The sequence below is a fragment of the Thermosynechococcus sp. genome, from assembly GCF_046299635.1.
In the GTDB taxonomy this organism is placed as follows: domain Bacteria; phylum Cyanobacteriota; class Cyanobacteriia; order Thermosynechococcales; family Thermosynechococcaceae; genus Thermosynechococcus.
The window spans coordinates 101,858-125,702 of the sequence record NZ_JBKBHV010000002.1; the positions used below are offsets into that span (position 1 = coordinate 101,858).

Below are 23,845 nucleotides of genomic sequence, written 5' to 3' on the forward strand. Positions count from 1 at the left end.
CTAAACGATACAAAGCAGTTAAGAATGACTACATCTGCCTACATCCATCTGCCCTTCTGTCGGCGCCGCTGCTTCTACTGTGACTTTCCGATTACGGTGGTGGGGGATTCCCCGACGTTGGCAGAATCGTTGATTCAAGAGTATGTGGCTGCGCTGTGTCAAGAAATTGCCCAAACTCCTGCTGACCCGCTACCCCTCGAAACCATCTTTTTGGGTGGGGGCACACCTTCCCTAGTCCCGCCCCAATTCATTGGCCAACTGCTGGAAGCCCTCGATCGCCGGATTGGGATTGCCCTAGGGGCAGAAATTTCCATGGAAATGGATCCAGGGACGTTTGACTTAGAACAATTGCAGGGCTATCTCGGGCTGGGCGTGAATCGCATTAGTTTGGGCGTACAGGCCTTTGACGATGCGCTATTGCAGCTCTGTGGCCGGAGTCACACCGTTGCCGAGGTTGAACGCGCCGTTGAGATGATCCGACAGGCAGGAGTTGCAAACTGGAGCATGGATCTAATTTCAGGCCTGCCGCACCAATCCTTGGCGCATTGGCAAGTCTCCCTAGAACGGGCGATCGCCCTCAACCCCCCCCATCTCTCGATCTATGACCTGATCATCGAGCCAAAGACCGTCTTTAGCAAACGCTACCAACCGGAAGCTGCCCCCCTCCCCACCCAAGCGCAGGCCGCCGCCGCCTATCGCCTTGGCCACAAAATGTTGACCGCTGCGGGCTACGATCACTACGAAATTTCTAACTATGCCCGAGCGGGGTTTGCCTGTCGTCACAATCAAGTCTATTGGCGCAATCAACCCTACTATGGCTTTGGCATGGGAGCCACCAGTTATCTGGGGCATCGCCGTCTCAGCCGTCCGCGTACCCGCCGTGAATACTATCAATGGCTGCAAACGTTACCCGCAGGTCTGAACCAAGTGAGTGCCGATTCCCTGTGGGATCGCTGGTTGGAAACCCTGATGCTGGGCTTGCGCCTCAAAGACGGCCTCTGTTTAACTGCTTTGGCGGCTGAATTTCCTCCGTCGTGGGTTGAAGCATTACAGGCAGCCGCCGCAAAAGTGTCTCCCAAGATGCTTGGTATGACGGGCGATCGCCTCTACCTAAGGCAGCCGGAAGGATTCCTCCTGGCCAATCATGTGATTGTCGCCCTCTGGGAAGCACTGGAGGGATCGGTTTTCCGCCAACAGGAAGGGCAGGGCGTACCGATACACTAGAGGTTGTCTGACCAAGCACACACTCACGGAAAACATCATGTTGGAACAGGGAACCATCTCAATTCACACTGAGAACATTTTTCCAATCATTAAAAAGTGGCTCTACTCCGACCATGAGATTTTCCTGCGGGAACTGGTCTCCAACGCCGTGGATGCCATTCAAAAACTACGCATGGTGGCACGCTCTGGGGAATATAGCGGCGATGTGGATCACCCTGAAGTAACAATCACAATTGACAAAGAAAACAAAACGCTGGCGATCGCTGACAACGGCATTGGCATGACCGCCGAGGAAGTCAAAAAATACATCACCCAAGTGGCCTTCTCCAGTGCCGAGGAATTTGTTCAGAAATACAAAGGGGAAGGGGAAAATGCCATTATTGGCCACTTTGGTTTGGGGTTTTACTCCGCCTTTATGGTGGCCGATCGCGTGGAAATTGATACCCTCTCCTACCGCGAAGGTGCCGTTCCCGTGCACTGGACCTGTGATGGCTCTATCGAATTTACCCTCTCCGATGGCCAGCGCACCAGTGTGGGCACAACCGTCACCCTGACCCTGCAAGACGGTGAATTGGAGTATCTAGAGCCGGGGCGCATCCGTGAACTCATCCGCAAGTACTGTGACTTCCTGCCCGTGCCCATTAAGCTCGAAGGTGAGCAAATCAACAGGCAATTTGCCCCTTGGAAGAGTGCCCCCAACAGTCTCAGCAAAGAGGACTATTTAGAGTTTTATCGCTATCTCTATCCCTTCCAAGAAGACCCACTGCTGTGGGTGCACCTCAATACCGACTACCCCTTTGTGGTGAATGGGATTCTTTATTTTCCCAAACTCCGCCCGGATATTGATGTCACCAAGGGGCAAATTAAGCTCTACTGCAACCAAGTTTTTGTCAGCGATAACTGCGAAGAGATTATTCCCCGCTTTCTGCTGCCCCTGCGGGGGGTGATTGACAGTAGCGACATTCCCTTGAATGTGTCCCGCAGTTTCCTGCAAAACGATCGCACCGTGCGCAAAATTGCCGACTACATTGCCAAAAAAGTGGGCGATCGCCTCAAAGAACTCTACCATGAAGACCCGACAGCCTACGTGCGCTCTTGGCAAGATTTGGGCACCTTCGTCAAATTCGGCTCGATCAACGATGAGAAGTTCAAAAAACAGGTGGAGGACATTCTCATCTACCGCACGACCGCCGAGTTAACCCCCAAAGAGAAAGATGACCCTTGGGTCAGTGAGGGCGGCATTTGTGTGGATGGCCAAACCTACACCACCCTCAAGGAGTACCTCGAGCGCAACAAAGCCCGCCAGGGCAATCGCGTCTATTACTGCACCGATGAGGTGGGTCAAGCCACCTACGTGCAACTGCTCAAGAGCCAAGGGATTGAAGTCCTGTTTATGGACAGCTTTATTGATACCCACTTTGTGCCGTGGCTGGAGCAGAACTACAGCGATGTCAAGTTTCTGCGGGTGGATGCCGAACTGGATGAAACCCTCATTGACAAAAGCAAGGGGAGCGAACTGGTGGATCCCACCACGAAGAAGACCCGCAGCGAGCAGATCAAGGCGCTCTTCGAATCGGTGCTGAAAAAGCCAAAAATGACCATTCGCACCGAAGCCCTCAAGGCCGATGCGCCGCCGGCAATGATCCTATTGCCGGAAACCAGTCGGCGGATGCGGGAAATGATGGCCATGATGCAGCAGCAACCCACGGTGCAGTTGCCGGAGGAACATACCTTGGTGGTGAATACGGCTCATCCCTTGGTGGAGAATCTGCTCAAGCTCAACCAAGGCACGATTATTCAAACCGGTGGCACCTCAGAAACCGGTGCATTGGTGGAAAAGCTGTGTCAGCATATCTATGATTTGGCCTTAATGTCGCAGCGGGGCTTTGATGCCGACGGCATGCAGCAATTTACGGAGCGGGCCGGTCAAATCCTAACCCAACTGACAAGTATGGCCACGCGCTAACGTTTGCAGAGGTGGGAGGTAACGCATGGTTATTACGGTGGCTCTATTGGCGGGCGCGATCGCCCTACTGGCGTGGGGACTGTACCGCAACCTGCCCTACGGCAAGCTGGGGATTGTGGCTTGGCTGCAAACCCTTGTCCTGATGCTCCCGTGGCTGGTGGTTTTTGGCAGCCTCAGCTTTGGGATTGGGATTAACTTTGCTGCCGTGCTCTTTGGGCTGGTGGTCTCCATTGTGGCCTATGTGGCCCTTGGCCGTTGGTTGCGATCGCTGGCGGCCACCGCAGAACTGCCCCTACCCTCTGCCCCCTCCGGCCGTTCTGAACTGGAGCAGACCACCCCAGCCCCGCCTACCGAAAAGCCAACCCTTCCCGCTGAAGACCTGCAAGCTATTCAAAGCATCTTCAGTGTGGACACCTATTTTGCCACCGACTACCTTCCCTACAAGGGGGGGGTCATCTGCCCGGGGAATCTGCGGGGGGAGGCCAAAGCGGTGCACCAGCAACTTACCGAACGGCTCCAGGCCGCCTTGCCCGATCGCTATCGCCTCTTTATGGTGGCCAATAGTGAGGGCAAGCCGATGGTTGTGATCCTGCCGATAACGGCCGAGCCGATTCGCTCAGGCACCCTTCAGAAGCTGGCGGCGGTTTTCTTGGCGGTGGCCACCCTTGGAACCTGTCTCGAGACCAGTGCCATCTTGCAGGGATTTAGCCTCCTGGGGAATCCCAGCACCGGCCTTTTCCAGCGATCGCTCCCCTTTGCCTTGGGTCTGTTCGGCATTGCCGCTATCCGGGAAGGGGGGCACCGCCTAATGGCCAAGCGCTATCAAGCCCGCTTGGGACCACCCCTCTTTTTGCCGGCCTGGCAGTTGGGGACTTTTGGTGCCATGACCCGCATTGAATCCTTCCTTGCCAATCGCAGTCAACTCTTTGACATTGGAGCCGCAGGGGCGATCGCCGGCGGGAGTGTTTCCCTCCTGTTGTTGGGCATTGGCCTGATCCTCTCGCCGACAACGCAGGGCTGGGAGGTGCCGACCATCTTTTTCCAAGGCTCGATTTTGGTGGGGACGATCGCCAAGCTCTTTTTGGGTGCGCAGTTGCACAGTGAAGTGGTAATGGTGCATCCCTTTGTCATTCTGGGCTGGCTAGGCTTGATCATGACCGCCTTGAACCTGATGCCGGCGGGGCAACTGGATGGGGGGCGGATTATTCAGGGGATTTACGGCACCAAAACCGCCAAACGCCTCACGGTTATTACCCTTGTGGTCTTGGGCTTGGTGGCGATCGTCAATCCCTTGGCTCTGTATTGGGCATTGGTGATTCTGCTGTTGCAGCGGGATGTGGATCAGCCCAGTCTCGATGAGATTACAGAACCCGATGATACCCGTGCCGGTTTGGGATTGCTGCTTTTGTTCCTGATGGCAGCTACCTTAATCCCCATGGCGCCGGGGCTGGCCGGTCGGTTAGGCATTGGAGGCTAAATGGCCGATTCCCTGCGGCAAATTTTGACGGCGATCGCCCAAGGGCAACTGAGTGTCGAGACCGCCTATCGCCAACTGCAACACCTTTGCTACGAACCCATTGGCGACTTTGCCCGGATTGACCACCAGCGGCAGCAGCGCACCGGCTTTCCAGAAGTGATTTGGGGACCCGGTAAGACAGCCGATCAGATTGCCGAGATTCTAGAGCGGATGCGTCTCCACTATCCCTGTGTGATGGCCACGCGCATTGCCCCAGAGGTCTTTGAAGCGGTGCGATCGCGCCTTGGGGGGCTGCACTATTTTGAGAAAGCCCGCATTTGCAGTACCGCTCCAATTTTGCCCCCCCGCTTTTCTGCCCGGGTTGGTATTGTCTGTGCAGGGACGGCGGATCTGCCCGTGGCCGAGGAGGCAGCAGTGACGTTGCAGCTTTCAGGATTTGGCGTTGAACGGTTTTGGGATGTGGGCGTGGCCGGGATTCATCGGCTGCTGAGTGTGCGCGATCGCCTAGAGGAGATGGCGGTGCTCATTGTGGTTGCGGGTATGGAGGGGGCACTTCCCAGCGTAGTGGCAGGACTGGTCTCGGTGCCCGTGATTGCAGTGCCCACGAGTATTGGCTATGGCGCAAACTTTGGCGGCTTAGCAGCGCTGCTGACAATGCTCAACTCCTGTGCTCCCGGCATTGGCGTCGTCAATATTGACAATGGCTTTGGTGCTGCCATGCTGGCAGCCAAGATGTTGCGATCGCTCAGCCAGCGGTTATAATGGTTATTTGTTCTTAACGTGTGATAGATTATCAGGTGACCTGTGGCTAACATCAAATCTGCCGCTAAACGTGCCCAAATTGCTGAGCGCAACCGCCTGCGCAACAAAGCCTATCGCTCAGCAGTGCGAACGCTGATTAAAAACTTCCTCAATGCTGTCAGTGAGTACAGCGCCGAGCCAACGCCAGAAAAGCTTGCCGAAGTGCACCGCCGAATGAGCTTGGCCTACAGCAAAATTGACAAAGCCGTAAAGCGCGGGGTGCTTCATCGCAACACCGGTGCCCGTCGTAAAGCGCGGCTGACCCGTATCCTCAACAAAACACTGCAACCCGCTGTCTAATCCCCATGTTGGTGGATACCCACGTCCATCTGAACTTTCCAGAGTATGTGCCCGATCTGGAGGCGGTAGCCGATCGCTGGCGAGCGGCGGGAGTGGTGCGGCTGGTTCATTCCTGCGTCGAACCCAATGAGTTTCCCACCATCCAACGCCTTGCAGCGCAGTTTCCCGAACTCTTTATGGCCGTGGGTCTCCATCCCCTAGATACGGCCCAGTGGCAGCCCGATCTCAAAGAGAAAATTGCCACCCTAGCCGCCGCTGATCCCAAGGTGGTTGCCATTGGTGAAACAGGTTTAGATTTTTACAAAGCCACCAACCGCGAAGACCAGGAAGCCGCCTTTTGGGCCCAGTTGGAGGTCGCCCACAGCTTGAATCTGCCGGTGATTATCCACTGTCGGGAGGCAGCAGCAGCGGCACGGGATTTGGTTCAGCAGTTTGTGCGCGATCGCGGGCGCATTCAAGGGGTGATGCACTGCTGGGGCGGTACCCCCGCCGAAACCGAGTGGTTCCTCGACCTTGGCCTTTTTATTAGTTTTAGCGGCACCGTCACGTTCAAGAACGCCAAACAAATCCACGCCTCGGCACAACTGGTGCCCGGCGATCGCCTGCTGTTGGAAACGGATTGCCCCTTCCTTGCCCCTGTGCCCAAACGGGGCGAAAAACGCAACGAACCCAGCTATGTGCGCTTTGTGGCCGAAGCCGTCGCCCGCCTGCGCCGGTGTGACCTCCTAGAATTAGAACGGCAGACAACCCTGAACGCCTGTCGGCTCTTTCGCTTGCCCCTGCCTGCCGAACTGACCCCATAACATTGGCCGAATCTAATCAACCTTAAAAAATCTAGCGTATTTGCCGGTCTATCGCTTTGAGCATCCTAGGATGGGGCTGTAGGCTCAAGGCACGAAATTTAGAATGTGTTCTTATTCACAAATTTTTTGAAAATTCGCAGACTCCTTTGAACGCTGTTGGCTCTTTGATCCATTGATCAAAGGTGATGGTCTTGAGACTCATTTTGACTTGCCGAGGATACTGTATGGTTAGCTCTCCTCCCCGCCCCACCGAACTCACCGATGAGATTCATGCTTTTGGTCCTGCCCGCGCCACAATTCCAGGACAACCCTTGAGCGAGAGTGAAGTTGAGGCCATGGATGCCTTCTTCCGCGCCTGTAACTATCTGGCCGTGGGCATGATCTATTTACTCGATAACCCCTTACTGAAAGAACCCCTCAAGCCTGAACACATCAAAAAACGCCTCCTCGGTCACTGGGGATCGAGTCCGGGGCTGGCCTTTTGCTATCTGCACCTCAATCGCATTATTAACAAGTACCAACAGGAGGTGATTTTTCTTGCCGGCCCCGGCCATGGGGCACCGGGGGTCTTGGCACCGGTTTACCTTGAGGGCAGTTACACCGAGATTTACCACGACATTAGCGAGGACATCCACGGCCTCAAAAAGTTTTTTAAGCAGTTCTCCTTCCCCGGTGGCATTGGCAGTCACTGCACCCCCGAAACTCCCGGCTCGATTCACGAAGGGGGAGAGCTGGGCTATGTTCTCTCCCATGCCTGCGGGGCGGCCTTTGATAACCCGGAGTTAATTGTAGCGGCGGTGGTTGGTGACGGCGAAGCAGAAACGGGGCCTTTGGCCACCTCATGGCACATCAATAAGTTCCTGAACCCGGCGCGCGATGGGGCGGTTTTGCCGATTCTGAACCTGAACGGCTACAAGATTAATAACCCGACCATTCTGGCGCGGATTCCCCATCAGGATTTAGAGAATTACTTCCGGGGGTTGGGCTATGAACCCTGCTTTGTGGAGGGGAGCGATCGCCCCTCAATGCACCAAGCCATGGCGGCTACCCTCGACTACTGCGTCACCAGAATTAAGGAGATTCAACGGGCAGCCCGCGAAGAGGGGGTCACCACCTTGCCCCGTTGGCCGATGATTGTGCTGCGCACCCCCAAAGGTTGGACAGGCCCTGCGGAAGTGAATGGCCACAAAGTGGAAGGCTTCTGGCGATCGCACCAAGTGCCCATGGCTGATGTCCACACCCATCCTGAAAACCTCAAGCTTTTGGAAAACTGGCTGCGCAGCTACCGTCCTGAAGAACTCTTTGATGAGAACGGCACATTGCGTCCTGAACTCAAGGCCTTGACGCCAACGGGGAACTACCGCATGGGCATGAATCCCCACGCCAATGGGGGGCTATTGCGCAAGGATTTGAAAATGCCCGACTTTCGGCAGTACGGCATTACGGTTGAGAAGCCCGCCCAAATTGAGGTGGAAAATACCCGTCCCCTGGGGGTCTTCCTGCGGGATGTGCTGCGCAATAACCCCACCAATTTCCGCGTCTTTGGTCCCGATGAAACAACCTCGAACAAACTCAATGCCATCTACGAGGTCAGCAAGAAATTCTGGATTGCAGAATACTTTGAGGAGGATGCCGATGGCGGTGAATTGTCCCCCCAGGGTCGCGTCATTGAAATGCTCAGTGAGCACACGATGGAGGGAATGCTGGAGGGCTACCTGCTCACGGGGCGGCATGGCTTTTTCTCCACCTATGAGTCCTTTGTCCATGTGATTGGCTCGATGTTTAACCAACACGCCAAGTGGTTGAGCATCTGCAATGAACTTTCGTGGCGGGCCGATGTGGCCTCCTTGAACCTGCTGATTACCTCAACGGTGTGGCGGCAGGATCACAATGGCTTTACCCATCAAGATCCGGGATTTTTGGATATTGTCTGCAACAAGAGTGCGAAGGTGACGCGGATTTACCTGCCCCCCGATGTGAATTCTCTTCTTTCGGTGGCGGATCACTGCCTGCGCAGCAAAAACTATGTGAATGTGATTGTTTGCGACAAGCAGTTGCACTTGCAGTACATGACAATGGATCAGGCGATTATCCACTGCACAAAGGGCTTAGGGATTTGGGACTGGGCCAGTAACGATCAAGGCCATGAACCCGATCTGGTGATGGCCAGTGCGGGAGATATTCCCACCCAAGAGGCGTTGGCCGCCATCGCCCTGTTGCGGCAGGAGTTTCCAGAGCTGAAGATTCGCTATATCAATGTGGTGGATCTCTTTAAGCTGCAACCCGAAACCGAACACCCCCACGGCCTTAGCGATCGCGACTTTGATAGTCTCTTTACCCTCGATCGCCCGATTATTTTTAACTTCCATGGCTATCCGTGGCTGATCCACCGGCTGGCGTACCGCCGCCACAATCACCGCAATCTCCACGTGCGCGGCTACAAGGAAAAGGGCAACATCAACACCCCCCTAGAGTTGGCCATCAATAATGAGATTGATCGCTTTAGTCTGGCCATTGATGCCATTGATCGCCTGCCTCAACTTCAAGTGGCGGGTGCCCATGCCAAGGAGAAATTCCGCAACATGCAAATTGAAGCCCGTAACTACGCCTACGAGTACGGGGTGGACAAGCCGGAGTTTAGCCACTGGACGTGGCCGTTTTAGGATACTGGCGCACGGGCACGTGGTGCCGCTGCAGATAGTCCTTGATCTGGGCGATGGTCAGTTGGCCGTAGTGGAGGAGGGAAGCTAGGAGTGCTCCCGCCGCTTTTCCTTCCACAAGGGCAGCGCGAATGTGCTCACAGGTGCCCGCGCCTCCGGAGGCAATCACAGGAATCTCCACCCGCTCGGCGATCGCCCGCGTCAGTTCGAGGTCGTAGCCCGCTTGGGTTCCATCGGCATCCATACTAGTCACCAGCAACTCCCCCGCCCCCCGTTTGGCCACTTCCACTGCCCATTCAACGGCGTCTAGTCCCGTGGCTTCGCGTCCACCGCGCACATAGACTTGCCAACGGGGATGGTCTGGATCCCAATGGGGTTCGCGTCGCGCATCAATGGCAACAACAATACACTGGGCACCAAAGCGATCGCTGGCCTGATTCACCAAATCCGGCTGCCGCACCGCCGCCGAGTTAAGACTGACCTTATCTGCGCCGGCCCGCAACAAATCCTTGATCATCGTGAGGGACTGAATCCCGCCCCCCACCGTCAGGGGAATAAACACCTGATCGGCGGTGCGATAGACAACATCAATGAGGATGTTGCGCTCTTCATGGGTGGCCATAATATCGAGAAACACCAGTTCATCAGCACCGGCGGCATTGTAGGCTTGGGCGAGTTCAACAGGATCGCCGGCATCCCGCAGGTTGACAAAGTTCACACCCTTGACAACGCGACCCGCCTGCACATCCAGACAGGGCAAAATTCGTTTGGCAAGCATTTGACCTCCTTGGCACTACTGCACGGTGACACGGCGACCACCGCCACTGACAAAGATAATGGCTCGACCCTCCGCCATCGGTTCCCAACCGACATCAAAGCCACTGCGCCAGGCAATGGCACGGGCAGCCCGAAAACAATCGAAGCTGTCGGGACGCACGAAAAAAACAAGGGAATGTTGGCTGGGGGAGAGGCGATCAAGCGTACGGCGAAAGTTCGACGTGGGTTTTTCTAGGGTGCTAAAAAATTCACCGGCGGTGCGATCGCGGGGTTCAAAGAGGGTTTGCAGAATCGGTTGCCCCTGACTGTGCACAAGGTTTAGACGCACGTTGTAGTAGCGAGTACTGTGGCGAAAGGACTCCAGTTGCTGCTGAATTTGACGCGCATCGGCAAAGGGATTTTCCGTAATGCGCCGCAGATGGCGATCGATGGCCTCACCGGCCTGATCCTCCTCAAGGGGTATGGCGCGATTTTCACGGCACTCGAAGAAATATACCTGCTTGCGGGTTTCACGGGCAATGGGGGTACGCACGAGGGCAGGAGACACCGCCGCCGTCAAGCTGGCAAAAAGGCAGACAAAAATCATTACCCCCACGGTATTGGTGAGGACATCGAGGAACGAGTCGAGATTTTGGCCGGGGGGGCGGACTTGAGGGCGGGGGCGGGATCGCTTCATGGAGCCGCTATACACCGCAAGAGGGAGACCTTTTCTAGATTATCGGAATTCTCCAGCGCCGGCTTCAGCGGATTTGATAGAGTGGCAATTGAATAGACTCGATGATCAGCTCCTTGCGCCTATGGCCATGCTGAAAACACGCCCTCCTCGTCCCCTTACCTACCAAGCCTGCGATCGCGTAGTGGGTAAACAGGGTCGGGTCTTGGTGTTGCTCTCCCTGATGACATTCTTTTTGCTGGGGGGCATTGGTAGCCGCTTGGCCTACCTGCAACTTGTCGAGGGCGATCGCAACCGCCAAATGGCCGATGAAAACCGCATTCGCCTGATTCCCAAACCGCCGGAGCGGGGGAAGATTTTGGATCGCAAAGGGCGCATCTTGGCGGGGAATAAATTTTCCTACTCGGTGTTCCTCTGGCCCCTTGCGGCTAAAAAGCCCGAATGGCCGCAGACGGTGAGAATTCTCTCGCGGGTGCTCAATATCCCTAGCAGTGAGATCGAAGCGCGGGTCAAACAAGCAGGGGTGAATTCCCCCTCTTTGATTCGCATTGCCCAAGGAATCACTCAAGCCCAAATTGTCGCCCTTGAAGAACACCGCAACTTTCTGCCGGGGGTTGAAATTGACCGTGAAGCCATGCGCTTTTATCCCCACGGTGAAACGGCAGCCCACATCATTGGCTACATCGGCGAACTGAATGAGGAAGAACTGGCGGCGCGTCGGGATCAGGGCTACCGCCTTGGCGATGTCATGGGCAAAATGGGCGTTGAGGCAACCTATGAAAAGGTGCTGCGGGGTACTTGGGGCGGTCAGCAGGTGGAGGTGGATGGTCAGGGCAAAGTCATCCGCATTCTCGGCCAAAAGGTGGCGCGACCGGGGAATGACATCACACTTACGGTGGATTTAGACTTGCAAAAAGCGGCGGAAGCAGCCCTAGGAAATCGGCCGGGGGCGATCGTGGCCATGGATCCCCGCAATGGCTCGATACTTGCCTTGGCCAGTTACCCTGCTTTTGACCCCAACTGGTTTGCCCGCCGCATGACCCAAGCTCAATGGGAAGAACTCCAACGGCGGCAATTTCCCTTTGTCAACCGTGCCCTCCAAGGATTCCCCCCCGCCAGTACCTTCAAAATCGTAACAACGGTGGCAGGCCTAGAGTCGGGGAAGTTCAGCCCTGATACGGTTCTGATGACCTATCCGGCTCTCTACACGGGGGGCTTTGCCTTCCACGATTGGAACCGGGCTGGCTTTGGGGCTCTGGGGTTTGCCGGTGCCCTAGCTTGGAGTAGCAACACCTTTTTTGGTCAAGTGGCGCGCCGCATTGGCCCTGAAACCCTCATTGAGTGGGCACGGCGCTTTGGCATGGGATCGAAAACGGGGATTGATCTGCCGGGGGAAGCGGCCGGCTTTGTCCCCGACCCCAATTGGAAACAGGAAACCTTTGGTGAGGGCTGGTACGACGGGGATTCATTGATCACGGCCATCGGTCAAGGGGCCTTGCAGGTCAGTCCCGTTCAAGCGGCGGTGATGTTTGCGGTGCCGGCCAATGGCGGCTACAAAGTGCGTCCGCACCTGATTGCTTCGGAAAATCCCGATCGCTGGCGACAGTCATTGAATTTGAAGCCCTCTACCGTGCAGGTGCTCCGCCAAGGCCTACGGCAGGTGGTGACCAGTGGTACAGGGGCTGCATTAAACGTTCCCGAGGTGGCGATCGCCGGCAAAAGTGGCACCGGTGAAGACCCCCCCCGTCCTCACCACACTTGGTTTGGTGGCTACGCGCCGGCAGACAAGCCTGAAATTGTGGTTGTAGCCTTTGCCGAAAACTCCGGTGGGGGTGGTGCCTCCGTATGTGGCCCGATGGTGCTCAAGGTAATTCAGACCTATATGAAAATTCGCGATCGCTAAAGATTGTCATTCCCTAGGGTTGCGCCTAGAATTTGAGAGAATGCGTGGAACGGGGTGAATCATGATTGAGCAGCGCGTCATTGCCCTTGGCCTGACTATGGGTCTATTGACAACAACCTTGGGCACTCGCCAAAGTGTTGCCGAGACTCTTCCTGCCGAACCGGAAGCGGCGGCGCCGATCCCTGTCAATCCTGTTCAACCGGTCGAGAGTGAGCCTCTGGTTTTCTCCCCAGAACCGGTGGATCCGCCGGCGGGAAGTGAACCGCTGGAAAACCTCCAGCCTGCTCGATCAATTCCTGTGGTGATCCAAGAGCGCTCCACGGGCTGTCAAGCGATCATTACTGAGGGCATTCCCAACCGCATTTGCCAAGCCCAAGCTGCTCAAAAACCCCCCGTCACCACCGCTGCCCGCCAACCGTCTGTCCCAGCCTCCCCTCGCCCTGTGGTGGCTGCAAACCCAAGAAATTTTGGATCCTCTGCCCAAACGGCTGCACCGGCCTATGTGCGCCAGCCCTTTCCGGGGCCGAATCCGCTGCGTTGGCTAAAGGTTAACAATGGCCAAATGCTCTTTCCCTTGCCGTTTCCGGTGCCCATTACCTCCACCTTTGGCTGGCGCCTCCATCCCATTTTCGGCGATCGCCGCTTCCACTCGGGAACAGATTTGGGCGCTCCTGAAGGAATGGCAGTGCTGGCGGTGTTTGATGGCCGGGTGGTGGAGTCCAACTGGCTGGGGGGCTATGGCCTCACCGTGATTTTGCAACACCCCCCAGAACAGCACCAAACCCTCTATGCCCACCTCTCCCAGCGTTTTGTCAATGTCGGTCAATGGGTAAAGCAGGGGGAAGTCATCGGCCTTGTCGGCAGCACCGGCAACTCCACCGGGCCGCACCTGCATTTTGAGATTCACGAGATGACGGCGCAAGGGTTGATTCCCGTGGCTCCCGAAGTGCGGTTAGAATTGGCATTAGCCCAGTTAAAGCGGGCGATCGCCCAAGCGCATCGGCAGTCGAATCGCAGTTCGTAGGATACGGATGGTTGTTGCCACTTCCCCTCACATTGAGAATCCCCTCTTGCGGGGCGATGGGTTTCCCCCCTTTGATCGGATTCAGGTGAGCCACGTTGAACCGGCAGTCCGCCAACTGTTGCAGGAACTCACCCAAGAATTAGAAGCCCTTGAGCAATCTTTCACCCCCACTTGGGAAGGGCTGGTGGAACCCCTTGAACGTTTGAGCGATCGCCTCAATTGGACTTGGGGCATTGTGAACCATCTAACAGGGGTAAAAAACAGCCCCGAACTGCGCCAAGCCTACGAAGCCGTCCAACCTGAAGTGGTGGAGTTTGATACCCGTTTGGGGCAATCTCGCCCCCTCTATGAGGGGTTGAAGACCTTGGCCGCCAGTCCCGAATTTCAGAGGTATCCCTCTGCCCGCAAACGCATTGTGGAAGCTGCCATTCGCAATGCCGAACACAGTGGTGTGGGTTTAACGGGAGCCGCCAAGGAACGCTTCAATGCCATTCAGTTGGAATTGGCGGAGCTATCTACCCGTTTTTCCAACAACCTTTTGGATGCCACCAAGGCCTTTCGCCTCAAGCTGACCCGCCCCGAGGAAGTGGCCGGCCTCCCCCCTAGCCTACTGGCGCTGGCTGCCCAAACCGCTCGCCAAGATGGCATTGAGGGCGCTACCCCCGAAACAGGGCCATGGCACATTACCCTTGACTTCCCCAGCTTTGGCCCTTTCATGCAGCACAGCCAACGGCGGGATTTGCGAGAGCAACTCTATCGCGCCTACATTTCCCGTGCCGGCAGGGGGGACTGGGATAATCGCCCCATTCTTGAGCGCATCCTTGCCCTGCGGCTCGAAGAGGCTCAGCTTTTGGGATTCAACAGCTATGCTGAACTCAGCCTTGCCGGCAAAATGGCCGATAGTGTTGCCGCTGTGGAAAAGCTCCTTGAGGAACTGCGTCAAGTTAGCTATGCAGCAGCGGTGCGGGAACTGGAAGAACTGAAAGCCTTTGCCGCTGCCCAAGGAGCCCCCGAAGCCAACAATCTGCAGCACTGGGATATTGCCTATTGGGCAGAACGGCAGCGGGAAGCCCTCTTTGACTTCAACGATGAGGAACTGCGCCCCTACTTTCCTTTCCCCCAAGTGCTGGAGGGTCTCTTTGGACTGGTCAAGAAACTCTTTGGGGTGACGGTGGTGCCGGCAGACGGACAGGTGCCGGTTTGGCATCCCGATGTGCGTTTTTTTGCCATCCTCGATGAAAACAACCAAACGATCGCCCACTTTTACCTTGACCCCTATAGCCGCCCTGCCGAAAAACGGGGCGGAGCTTGGATGGATGAGTGCCTTGGCCGTGCCAAATATCGTATCCAAGGGGAATGGCGCACCCGGTTACCGGTGGCCTACTTGGTCTGCAATCAAACCCCACCGCTGGATGGCAAGCCCAGCCTCATGACCTTTAGCGAAGTGGAAACCCTTTTCCATGAGTTTGGGCATGGTTTGCACCACATGTTGACGCGGGTGGATGAAGCGGGAGCGGCAGGGATTAACAACGTGGAGTGGGATGCTGTAGAACTCCCCAGCCAGTTTATGGAAAATTGGTGCTACCATCGCCCCACCCTTTTGGGCATGGCACGGCACTACGAAACGGGGGAACCGCTGCCAGAGCACTACTATGAAAAACTGGTTGCTGCCCGTACCTATCGCGCGGGGAGTGCCCTATTGCGGCAGTTGCACTTTAGTCTGTTGGACTTAGAACTGCACCATCGCTATCGCCCCGGTCAGGGGGAAACACCCCAACAGGTGCGCGATCGCCTAGCCCAGACCACGATGATTCTGCCTCCTCTGGCGGAAGATGCTTTTCTCTGTAGCTTTAGCCACATTTTTGCCGGGGGGTATGCAGCGGGTTACTACAGCTATCTTTGGGCAGAAGTCCTGAGTGCCGATGCCTTTGCTGCCTTTGAGGAAGTCGGTCTAGAGAATGAACAAGCTGTTGCCGAAATGGGGCGACGCTATCGCGACACCATCCTTGCCCTTGGTGGCAGCCAACCCCCCATGCAAATTTTCAAAGCCTTCCGAGGCCGTGAACCGATTACTGAACCGCTGCTCCGTCACCGAGGCTTATTGTCAGTCAATTAATAATGATGATCCGACTTGGCAAGCGATTCGAGTACCGTTTATAAAGATTGCTGAGAAAACCCCATCCCCTTGTGGGTGCGGTCATTGACAGAGACTTGCTTAGGTAAAGTGTTCCTACGGCTTACAAAGATTTAGGAAGACGATCGCCCCGCCTTTGATCGAGCCACTCAAAAATCCGATCCAACTGCTCAAGGGTAATCAGGCCATACTGCCAAAGAATAATGGGCAATGATCCCCGCTGCTGTTGCCACCGACGCAAAGCCATAGCAATACTCTCTGGCGGCAGTGCCAGTTCCTGTTCTAGGTATTGCAGTAGTTGAGGAGAGTAAGGCATTGCAGGTGAGGAGTGATTAATGAGACAGGGACAACAAAATGCTTAGACTTGCAGTATAGCAATGGGATTCTCAGGATAGGGTGAGTTTAACAAAAGCTGCATATTATCTGAGAAAACGTTGGGGCTGATTGCAATGTTTCGCAGCATCCCCTTAAGATAATTAAAAAAGATGCCCTATTTGTAAATTTTTATTACGATGCTTCAACACGTGCAGCGCTGGTTTCGCCAAATTGGTTTAGTGATGGTGCTTGTGAGCTTCTGCTGGTGGGGAGCGATCGCCCCCGCTCACAGCTTCAACAATCCGGAATTGCTGCCCACGGAGCCAACCAATGTCGTTGACCTCGCACAAATTCTCACACCGGTTCAAAAAGAGCGCCTTGACAGCGAACTGGCGGAGTTTGAAGCACAGACAGGCTGGAAGCTGCGCGTCCTCACCCAGTACGATCGCACCCCCGGCCTAGCGGTACGGGATTTCTGGGATCTAGATGATCGCAGTATTCTGCTGGTGGCCGATACGCGGGGCGGCAATCTTTTGAACTTTAATGTCGGTGACACCGCCTACCGAGTTCTCCAGCGCACCTTTTGGGTTGAATTGCAAACCCGTTTTGGCAACCAATACTTTGTTCGGGACAACGGTGAGGATCAGGCCATCCTGCAATCGCTTCATGCCATTGAAACCTGTCTTGCCCAAGGGGGATGCCGCGCCGTGCCGGGACTGCCTCAAGAGCAATGGATTCTCACCCTTGCTACCTCCATCTTTGGCGGTATCATTCTAGGCTTTGTCGCTCGTCCCCGTCGTGCTGCTCAAAAAGTAGCTTGGAAGTGGATTCTCCTCTTTTCGCCGTTGTGGGGGATGCTCTTCTTTGCCTTTGGCCTTGGCCCTGTGCTGGTGCGCACCCAAGAATGGCTACCCGTGCTGCGCAATGTGGCGGGTTTTGCCTTAGGCGCCATTGTTGCCTTTTTGATTCCTGCCCCTGGTGGGCCGTCGCCGGTGCTGGAGGAATAGAAACCCCTTGATGGCAAAATCGCTTAGGATCGAGGGTAAGCTTATCTCCCTTGTCGGCAACCCCCTTTTGGGCAATGAATAGTCTTCCTTTTTCGCACCACATTGTCGGCATTGTCAAAGGGCCGGGCGAGAGCGCCAGTGAGTATGTCTTTATTACCGCCGATGCTCAGCCGGTGCGCATCGGTGAATTTGTCTATTACGAGTTGAGCCATTCCCCCAGTGGAACCTCGAATTCTCACGGAGCCACTGTTCACCAAGTCCTAGGTAAGATTACCGGCTGCCGTCTCATTGAGCATCTGCCCGATCGGATGTTCGCCGATCACGAACTGAATCCCGGTGCGGTGGCGGCTCTGATTGGTTTTACCTGTGAACCGGCGGAACTCTACGAGATGACCGTCGAGGTGATGGGAGAATTCCATGAGGTCTTTGGCTTTAATAATTTGCGGCGGCTCCCCCTGCCCGGTGCCAAGGTCTATCTGGCGGAAGATGAACTGCTGCGGCGCGTCCTCAATAAAAAAGATCCGGCAGCGTCGGGGGCTGCCCATATCGGCTCGCTGTTGCTGCGGGAGGCGGTTCCCATTGCCCTCGATGTCAAGGAACTGGTGAGTACCCATCTGGCTATCCTAGCCGGAACGGGGTCAGGAAAATCCTACACAGCGGGGGTTTTGGTGGAGGAGTTACTGCTGCCGAAAAACCGAGCCGCCGTGCTGATCCTCGACCCCCACGGTGAATACCACACGCTGGCGCAACTGAGGGGACACCCAGCCTTTCAAGGGGAGGATGGCTATCAACCTAAGGTGAAAATTATTACGCCTGAGGAGCTGAAAATTCGTGTTTCTTCCCTCGAGTTTTACGATATTCTGACGCTGCTTCCTCCGATGAGCGATCGCCAGCAGGCCATTCTCAAAAAAGCCCATGATGAAGTACGCCGCCTCTATCCCAATGGCCACTGGACCACGCAGGACTTGATTACAGCGGTCTATACTGTCGATCGCGTTGAAGATGAAGAGGGCAATGTCAAGCAGGGGTCTTCTGCCGATGCTTTGGCTTGGAAGCTGGAAAAAATGCAACGTTCCGACTATTTCCACGCCTGTGAACACCTGCCGCCGCGGGAGTTATTTACCCCCGGCCAAGTAACCATCCTGCAAATGAATGAGATTCCCCTAGAGGAGCAGCAGGTGATTGCCACGGCCATTTTGCGCCAAACCAACCATGCGCGCATCAATACCCAAAAAGGGCGCGTCTCCGAGGGGGATGAGCAGTACCTACCCTACCCGGTCTTTATCTTGATCGAGGAGGCGCATCGCTTTGCTCCTGCCCATGAACCCTCCCAGTGTAAGCAGGTGCTGCGCACAATCCTCAGCGAGGGCCGTAAATTTGGCCTAGGGGTGGGACTGATTACCCAGCGCCCCGGCAAACTGGATAGCGATGTGCTCTCCCAGTGTATGAGCCAGTTTATCCTGCGGATTGTCAATCCCGTGGATCAAGAGAGCCTCAAACATGGGGTAGAAGCGGCCGGTCGAGATTTGCTCAAAGAACTGCCTGCCCTGAGTAAGGGTCAAGTGATTATTGCCGGCGCCTGTGTGAATACCCCTGTGCTCTGTCGAGTGCGGCAGCGCTTAACTACCCATGGGGGTGACACACTGGATGCCCCTGCCCTGTGGCAAGCGTATTTTGCTGAGCACAAACAGTTGGATCGCATGGTGGCAATGGCAGGTCCTGCCCCCCGTCCTCAACCGCGCACCATCGGCCGGCGATCGCTGGAATAATCAGAATAATGAGCCGTTGTCAACTCCAAAAAAATACGCTAGTTTAGAAGTAGCTCTATGCATGGGGCTGAAACGGCTTCGACGTCCTAGTGAAAGTTGGGCTGTGAGACAGGTCGAGAGTGGGCTATCTCTCGTAAATCCAGAGTCCAAACCAAAAGTAACTGCGAACAACATCGTTCCTTTCGCTCGTAAAGCTGCTGCGGTAGCCTAAGACCTCTAAACAGGTTCGAGCACTCGTTGTCCGACTCCGTTAAGGGCAGCGGGTTAACCCCAACGGATGCGCTAGGCAGTTCTCTCTGGTGGGCTGTTTAGCAAAGACTTGACCAGAGCATCCTACTGTTCGGGACAAGGAACAGTTCCCGCCTGAGGGTCAGAAAGGCTAAGCCTGTGAATGAGCAGTCGGCGAATAGCTAGGGCGGACACGGGTTCGACTCCCGTCAGCTCCATTATCTCCCATTCAAAAAGTTGAGAATGCCTTGGGCGATCGCCCGCGCCATTTGGGTTCGCCAAGCAGGATTTTGAAAATTAGCGGCATCCTCGGCGCCTGTCACAAACCCGATCTCCACAAGCGTAGAATCCATTGACGTATTGCGAATCACGTAGAAGCGGGCTGACCTTACCCCGCGATCGCGAATGTTTAGGGAATTGAGGATACTATTGTGAATGGCAGAGGCCAGGCGACTTGAACGTCCAGGTGCAAAGTAGGTTTCTAGGCCATTGACATCGGGGCGAGCCAGACTAATGGCATTGGCGTGAATACTCACAAAGGCATTGGCCCGTGCCCGTTCGGCAATAGCCACCCGTGGTGCTAAATCTAACTCAATATCGGCCGTGCGGGTCATGATCACCTGTATCCCTTGCTGCTGCAGGAATTGGGCAACTTGCAGACCCACATCCAAAACAATGTCTTTTTCACGAATGCCGCCAATGCCGACTGCGCCCGGATCATTGCCTCCATGCCCCGGATCAATGACCACCACAAAACGGCCACGGGGTACCGGCTGGGTTGTGGCTGTAGGCGGAATCTCAATAGGGGTCGGGGCACTCGCCGCTGAATCATTCACCCCTTGGATTTGCACCACAAAGGATTCTGCTGAGAGGGGGCGCGGCCCAAGGATGCGAAAATTGGGCGCCGGCGTCAGGAGAATAGAGACGGTTTGATTGTCCTCTTGACGAAATTCAATGCGGCTCAGGGGGCTGCCGGTAGCAAGATAGGGTTCTCGGACTTGGCTGTCCAACTGGGCTTGCCGTAGGCGAATGCGATAGCGATTGCCCTCCCAACCCACGTTATAGAAGACGGTGCGATCGCCCTGAATCAGCAATTCCCGCCCCCCTAGATCAACCCGCTGAATCGTTGTGACGGGGGTTTGAGCACTGGCGGGAGGAATGACACCGGGGCGTTGGGGAGGTGGCGGTGTAATTGCCGTGGTTGAGGGCACAATCACAAAGCCGTCATTGCGGGGCGTGATTTGCCAATCGGCCTCTTGGGGGTCAATGTCAAGAATAATTTGCACTTGGCGATTGCTTTGGCTACGCACCTCAGCTCGAACGCGATCCCGACCAAAGCGGCGCAACTCCAGACGCCGAGGGCCAAAATTGCGAATGAGTTCACTATTGCTGAGGAGAATTTCAAGGCGATCGGGCCGCAGGCGGCGAAGGGTGTAACTTCCTGCAGGCAGGGGGCGATCGGCGAGAACTAGAAAACCCGTGGCATCGGCTCGCCAACTTCGCATTTGCAGTGGCTCTGTAGGTGTGACTGGAGGAGGGTTAGGAGGAGAAGGCGGTGGCGGAGTCGGTAGCGAAACTGTTTGCTGCTGGGGTGGGGGCAGTTGCACCAACCAGTTATTGGCGGTTACCCCCCGAAAGCGCACCTGCTGCGGGTCAATGGTAAAACCAGCTGCATATTCCACCACAATCCGCGTGGTTTGGGGGTCAAACTGGGCAACTCGCACTTGGCGAATGGCACCACTGTAGTTTTGAGTGATCGGGGGACTACCGAGAACCACACCGGGCAAGTCAATCACAAGGCGGGTGGGGTTATAAACCAGCTCGGCACGGGGTTGAACCCCGCGTTCGGTGCGAATTTCCAGTTGATTGGTGGCGGGGTTGAGTCGCCACAATTGCAGGCGGCTAGCTAAAGCGGGCTGAGCCATGACCAATGCAGCGGCGGGTGCCCATAGGAAACTCACCACAGCTCGAGATTGCCAAGAACGCCACGGTTGATCCATTCACGCTTCCTCCACCAGCGATGCACACCACATCATTCAGTTGGCTAGCCAAGCCGCTTGCTTAAACGTACTCAACATACTTGATCGCAGACAGGTCTGTGAACTGGCACACCCTGCGATTTAGTTTTGCGCGATCGCCCTTGATCAGATTCAAATTTCAGCTTGGTTCAAGTCCACTTAGACGCACACTAAAGTCAATGGGTTCTCCTATTGCATGATCCAGAACGGTTTTCCGTATGGTCACTTTAGGAAATGTCTGCGGAATCGTCAATGCCCAGTGGCCGTACCCACGATCGCCTGACTTGGATCGGCATGCCCTTTGTAGGCTTCACAGCCAGTGCCCTCACCCGTGATTGGATATGGGGCGTGATTGTCAGCAGTAGTTTTGGTATGGGCGGCTTTCTCCTCAGTCCAGACCTCGATACGCCTTCATTGCCCTACTACCGTTGGGGTTGGCTGCGGGGAATCTGGCTACCCTACCAAAAAGCCTTTCATCACCGCTCGTTTTGGACCCATGGCCCAGTGGTCGGCACAGTGATTCGGTTGCTCTATCTAAGCCTTTGGTTGGGGTTAGGACTGGGTCTTGTGTCCGGAGTCGCCGCATTCACAGGACACCTTCCCCTTGTGCAGGAATGGCTACATCGCTGGCAGGGAATCAACTGGCGTTGGGGAGTCGCGATCGCCCTTGGCTTAGAGCTATCGGCACTGCTTCATGTCACCAGCGATCTGGTGGTTTCTCGGTGGCGACGCCGGCACCGCTAATGGTGGTGTGTAGGGCAAGGAGGGGCACTAATGGAGCGATCGAGCCAACCCACCGCCTGTTGCAGATGCGCCAGTGCCTCAGCATCATTTTCCTTCAGGAGATAGACAAGGGCGGCAGCCGCCTGTTCGAGGGCGCGAGCACGGCGATTTCCCTTGAGGCGATGCCAATCTTGAGGGGCAATCCTAACTGCATCAAGGAGGGCAGTGGCCAGTTTTTCAGCACGAGGGGTTGTTTGCACCATGACTTAAACTGTATCCAAAGGGAGAACTATCCTCTAGTTTAGGTGCCCCTAACGCCACAGGAACTGGAACCTTACCCTTGCATGATGGCGTCTAGAGTATAAGGCAGGTGCATCCTGCCAAGGAGAGTATCGTGATGGTCGCAAAAGTCACCCGCTCCCGCCCCGCCTTAATTGTGCTGGCTGTGATTGGCGTTGCTTCGGCTGGTACAGCGGCATGGCTCACCTTGAATCCCCCCCGCCAAGGAGATCCAGTTCCTAATCCGGCGGAGGTTGCCCAACAGCAGGAAACTCAAATCTTTTGGGTTAAAAATGAAGGGAATACCCTCGTTTTAGTGCCTTCAACGGTACGAATCAATCCTCCGGCAACGCGACCGGAACTCTTTATTCAGTCCCGCTTGGAGCGGCTTTTGGCTGGGCCTGCCAATCAAGATGTCACCACCAGCATTCCGCAAAATACCCGTGTCAATCGTGTAGAAGTCAAAGCCGATGGCATCCATGTGGATCTCTCCCCAGAGTTCACAAAGGGTGGGGGAAGTGCTTCGATGCAAGCACGCTTAGGTCAGGTATTGTACACCGCAACGGCAAGTGATCCCAGCGCACCAGTTTGGATTTCCATTGGCGGTGAGCCTCTGCGCGTCTTGGGGGGTGAGGGGCTAGAGGTGACACAACCGATGACCCGTCGAGACTTTCAAGCTGCCTTTGCCCTGCCTGCCCAAGAGAGCCACCCCTAGCAGTCTTCACTGATAAGATAATTTGGCTAGCTACAACAAAGCCCTTCTTGCCTAGAGGAGAGGGGGAGCATCGCTATAATTGGAGCAACGCTTAGCACTTGCGCAGGTATCAGGAGCATGGCCAGTCCAGAATCCCCTAGCAACCAACCCGATGACCTCCTAGAAAACATCATCAGTGATTTGGGTGAGTTGGACGAAGCTCCCGCACAGCAGATTGATCTGGATTCCCTGACCGCTGAATTGGAGTCGCTCACCAGTACTGCACAACAGCGGGCGATCGCCCAAAACCAAGCCCTACAGGAGCAAATCCGCGACCTCACCGCCCAACTCGGCAATGCTCAACAGCAGCGAGATCAACTGTACCAAGAGCTTGCCCGCCTGCGTGAAGAAAATGCTACCTTGAGCGGCCTGCGGCAAAATCTGGAACAGGAACTGGCACAGGCTCTCATTCAGCAAGAGGAACTTCAGCAGCAACTCGCTCCATTGCAGCATCAAGCCTCCCAGATTCAAGAACTTCAAAATCAGGTTGCGGCGCTACAAACAGAAAAGACAGCCCTCGAACAACAACTTCAGACGGTGTTAGCTGCTTCACCACCCGCTCCTTTAGAAGATACCGCCTTTCTCGGTCATCCTCCAGACGCCGGCCTCGCCCAACAACTGGCGGAGGTAACGCGGCAACTCACCCAAGTAGAAAGGGAGCGCGATCGCCTGCAAGCGGAACTTGCCCAAGCACAAAATGAACTGCACGGTCTTCAACAGGATTTAGAAGCACTGCGCAATCAATCCTCGACTGTGGTGCCCACCGAACTCACCCTTGCTGCCCAAGAAAATCACCGCCTGAAACGACAACAACGGCGGCACGACACAGTGCTGTGGATCAGCGGCATTGCGGCAACCGTGGTTTCTGCCTTGAGCGTCAGCTTAACTCTCCCTCAGCCCATTGGCCGCATCATTCCCCCTGTCGCTGCCTTAGCGGTTCCGGTGATCACGACGCTTGTGGGCAAGGGTGGGTCAACCTCTAGTGAAAAGACTGCTTAGGCGATCCCGCT

At 55.6% G+C, this 23,845-nt stretch carries 20 protein-coding genes and 1 other RNA gene; 16 read left to right on the top strand and 5 right to left on the bottom strand.

Going from position 1 to position 23,845, the window contains the following annotated elements:
* Nucleotides 1-24 precede the first annotated feature (24 nt).
* From hemW to ACK4IR_RS01510, 7 genes are all read left to right on the top strand, one after another.
* Nucleotides 25-1,224, top strand: coding sequence for a radical SAM family heme chaperone HemW (hemW, locus tag ACK4IR_RS01480; RefSeq protein WP_409871630.1), 1,200 nt, complete (start codon nucleotides 25-27; stop codon nucleotides 1,222-1,224).
* Nucleotides 1,225-1,261: 37 nt separating this feature from the next.
* Entirely contained in the window at nucleotides 1,262-3,190 is a 1,929-nt protein-coding gene (gene htpG / locus ACK4IR_RS01485; RefSeq protein WP_409871631.1) for a molecular chaperone HtpG, read from the top strand.
* A 25-nt stretch (nucleotides 3,191-3,215) separates the two neighbouring features.
* On the top strand, nucleotides 3,216-4,667 hold the full coding sequence (locus tag ACK4IR_RS01490) for a site-2 protease family protein (protein ID WP_409871634.1): 1,452 nt from the start codon (nucleotides 3,216-3,218) through the stop codon (nucleotides 4,665-4,667).
* Nucleotides 4,668-5,429: a nickel pincer cofactor biosynthesis protein LarB gene (larB, locus tag ACK4IR_RS01495; protein ID WP_409871637.1), complete on the top strand. Its 762-nt coding sequence runs from the start codon at nucleotides 4,668-4,670 to the stop codon at nucleotides 5,427-5,429. It abuts the gene before it with no gap.
* A 42-nt stretch (nucleotides 5,430-5,471) separates the two neighbouring features.
* Entirely contained in the window at nucleotides 5,472-5,768 is a 297-nt protein-coding gene (rpsT, locus tag ACK4IR_RS01500; RefSeq protein WP_409871639.1) for a 30S ribosomal protein S20, read from the top strand.
* 5 nt (nucleotides 5,769-5,773) lie between these two features.
* Entirely contained in the window at nucleotides 5,774-6,571 is a 798-nt protein-coding gene (locus ACK4IR_RS01505; protein WP_409871642.1) for a TatD family hydrolase, read from the top strand.
* A gap of 224 nt (nucleotides 6,572-6,795) precedes the next feature.
* The gene (locus ACK4IR_RS01510; RefSeq protein ID WP_409871644.1) at nucleotides 6,796-9,234 is read left to right on the top strand and encodes a phosphoketolase; all 2,439 of its coding nucleotides are present in this window, start codon (nucleotides 6,796-6,798) and stop codon (nucleotides 9,232-9,234) included.
* On the opposite strand, the gene hisF is transcribed toward ACK4IR_RS01510, so the two are convergent.
* Together hisF and ACK4IR_RS01520 are read right to left on the bottom strand one after the other, a co-directional pair.
* On the bottom strand, nucleotides 9,209-10,009 hold the full coding sequence (gene hisF / locus ACK4IR_RS01515) for an imidazole glycerol phosphate synthase subunit HisF (protein ID WP_409871647.1): 801 nt from the start codon (nucleotides 10,007-10,009) through the stop codon (nucleotides 9,209-9,211). The two genes, ACK4IR_RS01510 and hisF, sit on opposite strands and share 26 nt — an antisense overlap.
* 15 nt (nucleotides 10,010-10,024) lie before the next feature.
* The gene (locus tag ACK4IR_RS01520; protein WP_409871649.1) at nucleotides 10,025-10,684 is read right to left on the bottom strand and encodes a hypothetical protein; all 660 of its coding nucleotides are present in this window, start codon (nucleotides 10,682-10,684) and stop codon (nucleotides 10,025-10,027) included.
* A gap of 121 nt (nucleotides 10,685-10,805) precedes the next feature.
* Between ACK4IR_RS01520 and mrdA the strand changes: the two genes are divergently transcribed.
* The 3 genes from mrdA (at nucleotide 10,806) to ACK4IR_RS01535 (ending at nucleotide 15,724) form a co-directional block, all read left to right on the top strand.
* Complete coding sequence (gene mrdA, locus ACK4IR_RS01525; protein ID WP_409871717.1) at nucleotides 10,806-12,584, top strand: penicillin-binding protein 2; 1,779 nt, start codon at nucleotides 10,806-10,808, stop codon at nucleotides 12,582-12,584.
* A gap of 61 nt (nucleotides 12,585-12,645) precedes the next feature.
* Entirely contained in the window at nucleotides 12,646-13,608 is a 963-nt protein-coding gene (locus ACK4IR_RS01530) for a peptidoglycan DD-metalloendopeptidase family protein (protein ID WP_409871652.1), read from the top strand.
* A 7-nt stretch (nucleotides 13,609-13,615) separates the two neighbouring features.
* Nucleotides 13,616-15,724 carry a M3 family metallopeptidase gene (locus ACK4IR_RS01535; protein WP_409871655.1) on the top strand — a complete coding sequence of 703 codons (2,109 nt, stop codon included), beginning with the start codon at nucleotides 13,616-13,618 and terminating at the stop codon, nucleotides 15,722-15,724.
* 121 nt (nucleotides 15,725-15,845) lie between these two features.
* Here the strand turns inward: ACK4IR_RS01535 and ACK4IR_RS01540 are convergent, their stop codons facing one another.
* Nucleotides 15,846-16,058: a DUF2949 domain-containing protein gene (locus ACK4IR_RS01540; RefSeq protein WP_409871656.1), complete on the bottom strand. Its 213-nt coding sequence runs from the start codon at nucleotides 16,056-16,058 to the stop codon at nucleotides 15,846-15,848.
* 241 nt (nucleotides 16,059-16,299) lie between these two features.
* Here ACK4IR_RS01540 and ACK4IR_RS01545 point away from each other — a divergent pair, with 241 nt between their 5' ends.
* The 3 genes from ACK4IR_RS01545 to ssrA all read left to right on the top strand — a co-directional run bounded on the left by ACK4IR_RS01545 (nucleotide 16,300) and on the right by ssrA (nucleotide 19,282).
* Nucleotides 16,300-17,064 carry a TPM domain-containing protein gene (locus tag ACK4IR_RS01545; protein ID WP_409871720.1) on the top strand — a complete coding sequence of 255 codons (765 nt, stop codon included), beginning with the start codon at nucleotides 16,300-16,302 and terminating at the stop codon, nucleotides 17,062-17,064.
* A 74-nt stretch (nucleotides 17,065-17,138) separates the two neighbouring features.
* Nucleotides 17,139-18,833 (top strand): helicase HerA domain-containing protein, encoded by a 1,695-nt coding sequence (locus ACK4IR_RS01550; protein ID WP_409871659.1) that lies wholly within the window; start codon nucleotides 17,139-17,141, stop codon nucleotides 18,831-18,833.
* Nucleotides 18,834-18,896: 63 nt separating this feature from the next.
* Nucleotides 18,897-19,282: a transfer-messenger RNA gene (gene ssrA, locus ACK4IR_RS01555) on the top strand.
* On the opposite strand, the gene ACK4IR_RS01560 is transcribed toward ssrA, so the two are convergent.
* The gene (locus tag ACK4IR_RS01560; protein WP_409871662.1) at nucleotides 19,280-21,061 is read right to left on the bottom strand and encodes an N-acetylmuramoyl-L-alanine amidase; all 1,782 of its coding nucleotides are present in this window, start codon (nucleotides 21,059-21,061) and stop codon (nucleotides 19,280-19,282) included. The genes ssrA and ACK4IR_RS01560 overlap by 3 nt on opposite strands.
* 252 nt (nucleotides 21,062-21,313) lie before the next feature.
* Here ACK4IR_RS01560 and ACK4IR_RS01565 point away from each other — a divergent pair, with 252 nt between their 5' ends.
* Nucleotides 21,314-21,823 (top strand): metal-binding protein, encoded by a 510-nt coding sequence (locus ACK4IR_RS01565; protein WP_409871664.1) that lies wholly within the window; start codon nucleotides 21,314-21,316, stop codon nucleotides 21,821-21,823.
* Here ACK4IR_RS01565 and ACK4IR_RS01570 read toward each other — a convergent pair.
* Nucleotides 21,820-22,065: a DUF6439 family protein gene (locus tag ACK4IR_RS01570; RefSeq protein WP_409871666.1), complete on the bottom strand. Its 246-nt coding sequence runs from the start codon at nucleotides 22,063-22,065 to the stop codon at nucleotides 21,820-21,822. The two genes, ACK4IR_RS01565 and ACK4IR_RS01570, sit on opposite strands and share 4 nt — an antisense overlap.
* A 134-nt stretch (nucleotides 22,066-22,199) precedes the next feature.
* Between ACK4IR_RS01570 and ACK4IR_RS01575 the strand changes: the two genes are divergently transcribed.
* Both ACK4IR_RS01575 and ACK4IR_RS01580 read left to right on the top strand, forming a co-directional pair.
* The gene (locus ACK4IR_RS01575; protein WP_409871722.1) at nucleotides 22,200-22,796 is read left to right on the top strand and encodes a GerMN domain-containing protein; all 597 of its coding nucleotides are present in this window, start codon (nucleotides 22,200-22,202) and stop codon (nucleotides 22,794-22,796) included.
* Between the two features lie 117 nt (nucleotides 22,797-22,913).
* The gene (locus tag ACK4IR_RS01580) at nucleotides 22,914-23,834 is read left to right on the top strand and encodes a hypothetical protein (protein WP_409871669.1); all 921 of its coding nucleotides are present in this window, start codon (nucleotides 22,914-22,916) and stop codon (nucleotides 23,832-23,834) included.
* The last annotated feature ends 11 nt before the right edge of the window (nucleotides 23,835-23,845 follow it).

What these genes read in the sequence shown, in the direction of transcription:
- ACK4IR_RS01520 (WP_409871649.1), bottom strand. Translation starts at nt 10,684, where the DNA reads ATGAAGCGATCCCGCCCCCGCCCTCAAGTCCGCCCCCCCGGCCAAAAT.
- ACK4IR_RS01490 (WP_409871634.1), top strand. Translation starts at nt 3,216, where the DNA reads ATGGTTATTACGGTGGCTCTATTGGCGGGCGCGATCGCCCTACTGGCG.
- mrdA (WP_409871717.1), top strand. Translation starts at nt 10,806, where the DNA reads ATGGCCATGCTGAAAACACGCCCTCCTCGTCCCCTTACCTACCAAGCC.
- ACK4IR_RS01545 (WP_409871720.1), top strand. Translation starts at nt 16,300, where the DNA reads ATGGTGCTTGTGAGCTTCTGCTGGTGGGGAGCGATCGCCCCCGCTCAC.
- ACK4IR_RS01565 (WP_409871664.1), top strand. Translation starts at nt 21,314, where the DNA reads ATGTCTGCGGAATCGTCAATGCCCAGTGGCCGTACCCACGATCGCCTG.
- ACK4IR_RS01535 (WP_409871655.1), top strand. Translation starts at nt 13,616, where the DNA reads ATGGTTGTTGCCACTTCCCCTCACATTGAGAATCCCCTCTTGCGGGGC.
- ACK4IR_RS01570 (WP_409871666.1), bottom strand. Translation starts at nt 22,065, where the DNA reads ATGGTGCAAACAACCCCTCGTGCTGAAAAACTGGCCACTGCCCTCCTT.
- hemW (WP_409871630.1), top strand. Translation starts at nt 25, where the DNA reads ATGACTACATCTGCCTACATCCATCTGCCCTTCTGTCGGCGCCGCTGC.
- hisF (WP_409871647.1), bottom strand. Translation starts at nt 10,009, where the DNA reads ATGCTTGCCAAACGAATTTTGCCCTGTCTGGATGTGCAGGCGGGTCGC.
- ACK4IR_RS01580 (WP_409871669.1), top strand. Translation starts at nt 22,914, where the DNA reads ATGGCCAGTCCAGAATCCCCTAGCAACCAACCCGATGACCTCCTAGAA.
- htpG (WP_409871631.1), top strand. Translation starts at nt 1,262, where the DNA reads ATGTTGGAACAGGGAACCATCTCAATTCACACTGAGAACATTTTTCCA.
- ACK4IR_RS01505 (WP_409871642.1), top strand. Translation starts at nt 5,774, where the DNA reads ATGTTGGTGGATACCCACGTCCATCTGAACTTTCCAGAGTATGTGCCC.
- ACK4IR_RS01530 (WP_409871652.1), top strand. Translation starts at nt 12,646, where the DNA reads ATGATTGAGCAGCGCGTCATTGCCCTTGGCCTGACTATGGGTCTATTG.
- ACK4IR_RS01540 (WP_409871656.1), bottom strand. Translation starts at nt 16,058, where the DNA reads ATGCCTTACTCTCCTCAACTACTGCAATACCTAGAACAGGAACTGGCA.
- ACK4IR_RS01510 (WP_409871644.1), top strand. Translation starts at nt 6,796, where the DNA reads ATGGTTAGCTCTCCTCCCCGCCCCACCGAACTCACCGATGAGATTCAT.
- larB (WP_409871637.1), top strand. Translation starts at nt 4,668, where the DNA reads ATGGCCGATTCCCTGCGGCAAATTTTGACGGCGATCGCCCAAGGGCAA.
- ACK4IR_RS01550 (WP_409871659.1), top strand. Translation starts at nt 17,139, where the DNA reads ATGAATAGTCTTCCTTTTTCGCACCACATTGTCGGCATTGTCAAAGGG.
- ACK4IR_RS01575 (WP_409871722.1), top strand. Translation starts at nt 22,200, where the DNA reads ATGGTCGCAAAAGTCACCCGCTCCCGCCCCGCCTTAATTGTGCTGGCT.
- ACK4IR_RS01560 (WP_409871662.1), bottom strand. Translation starts at nt 21,061, where the DNA reads ATGGATCAACCGTGGCGTTCTTGGCAATCTCGAGCTGTGGTGAGTTTC.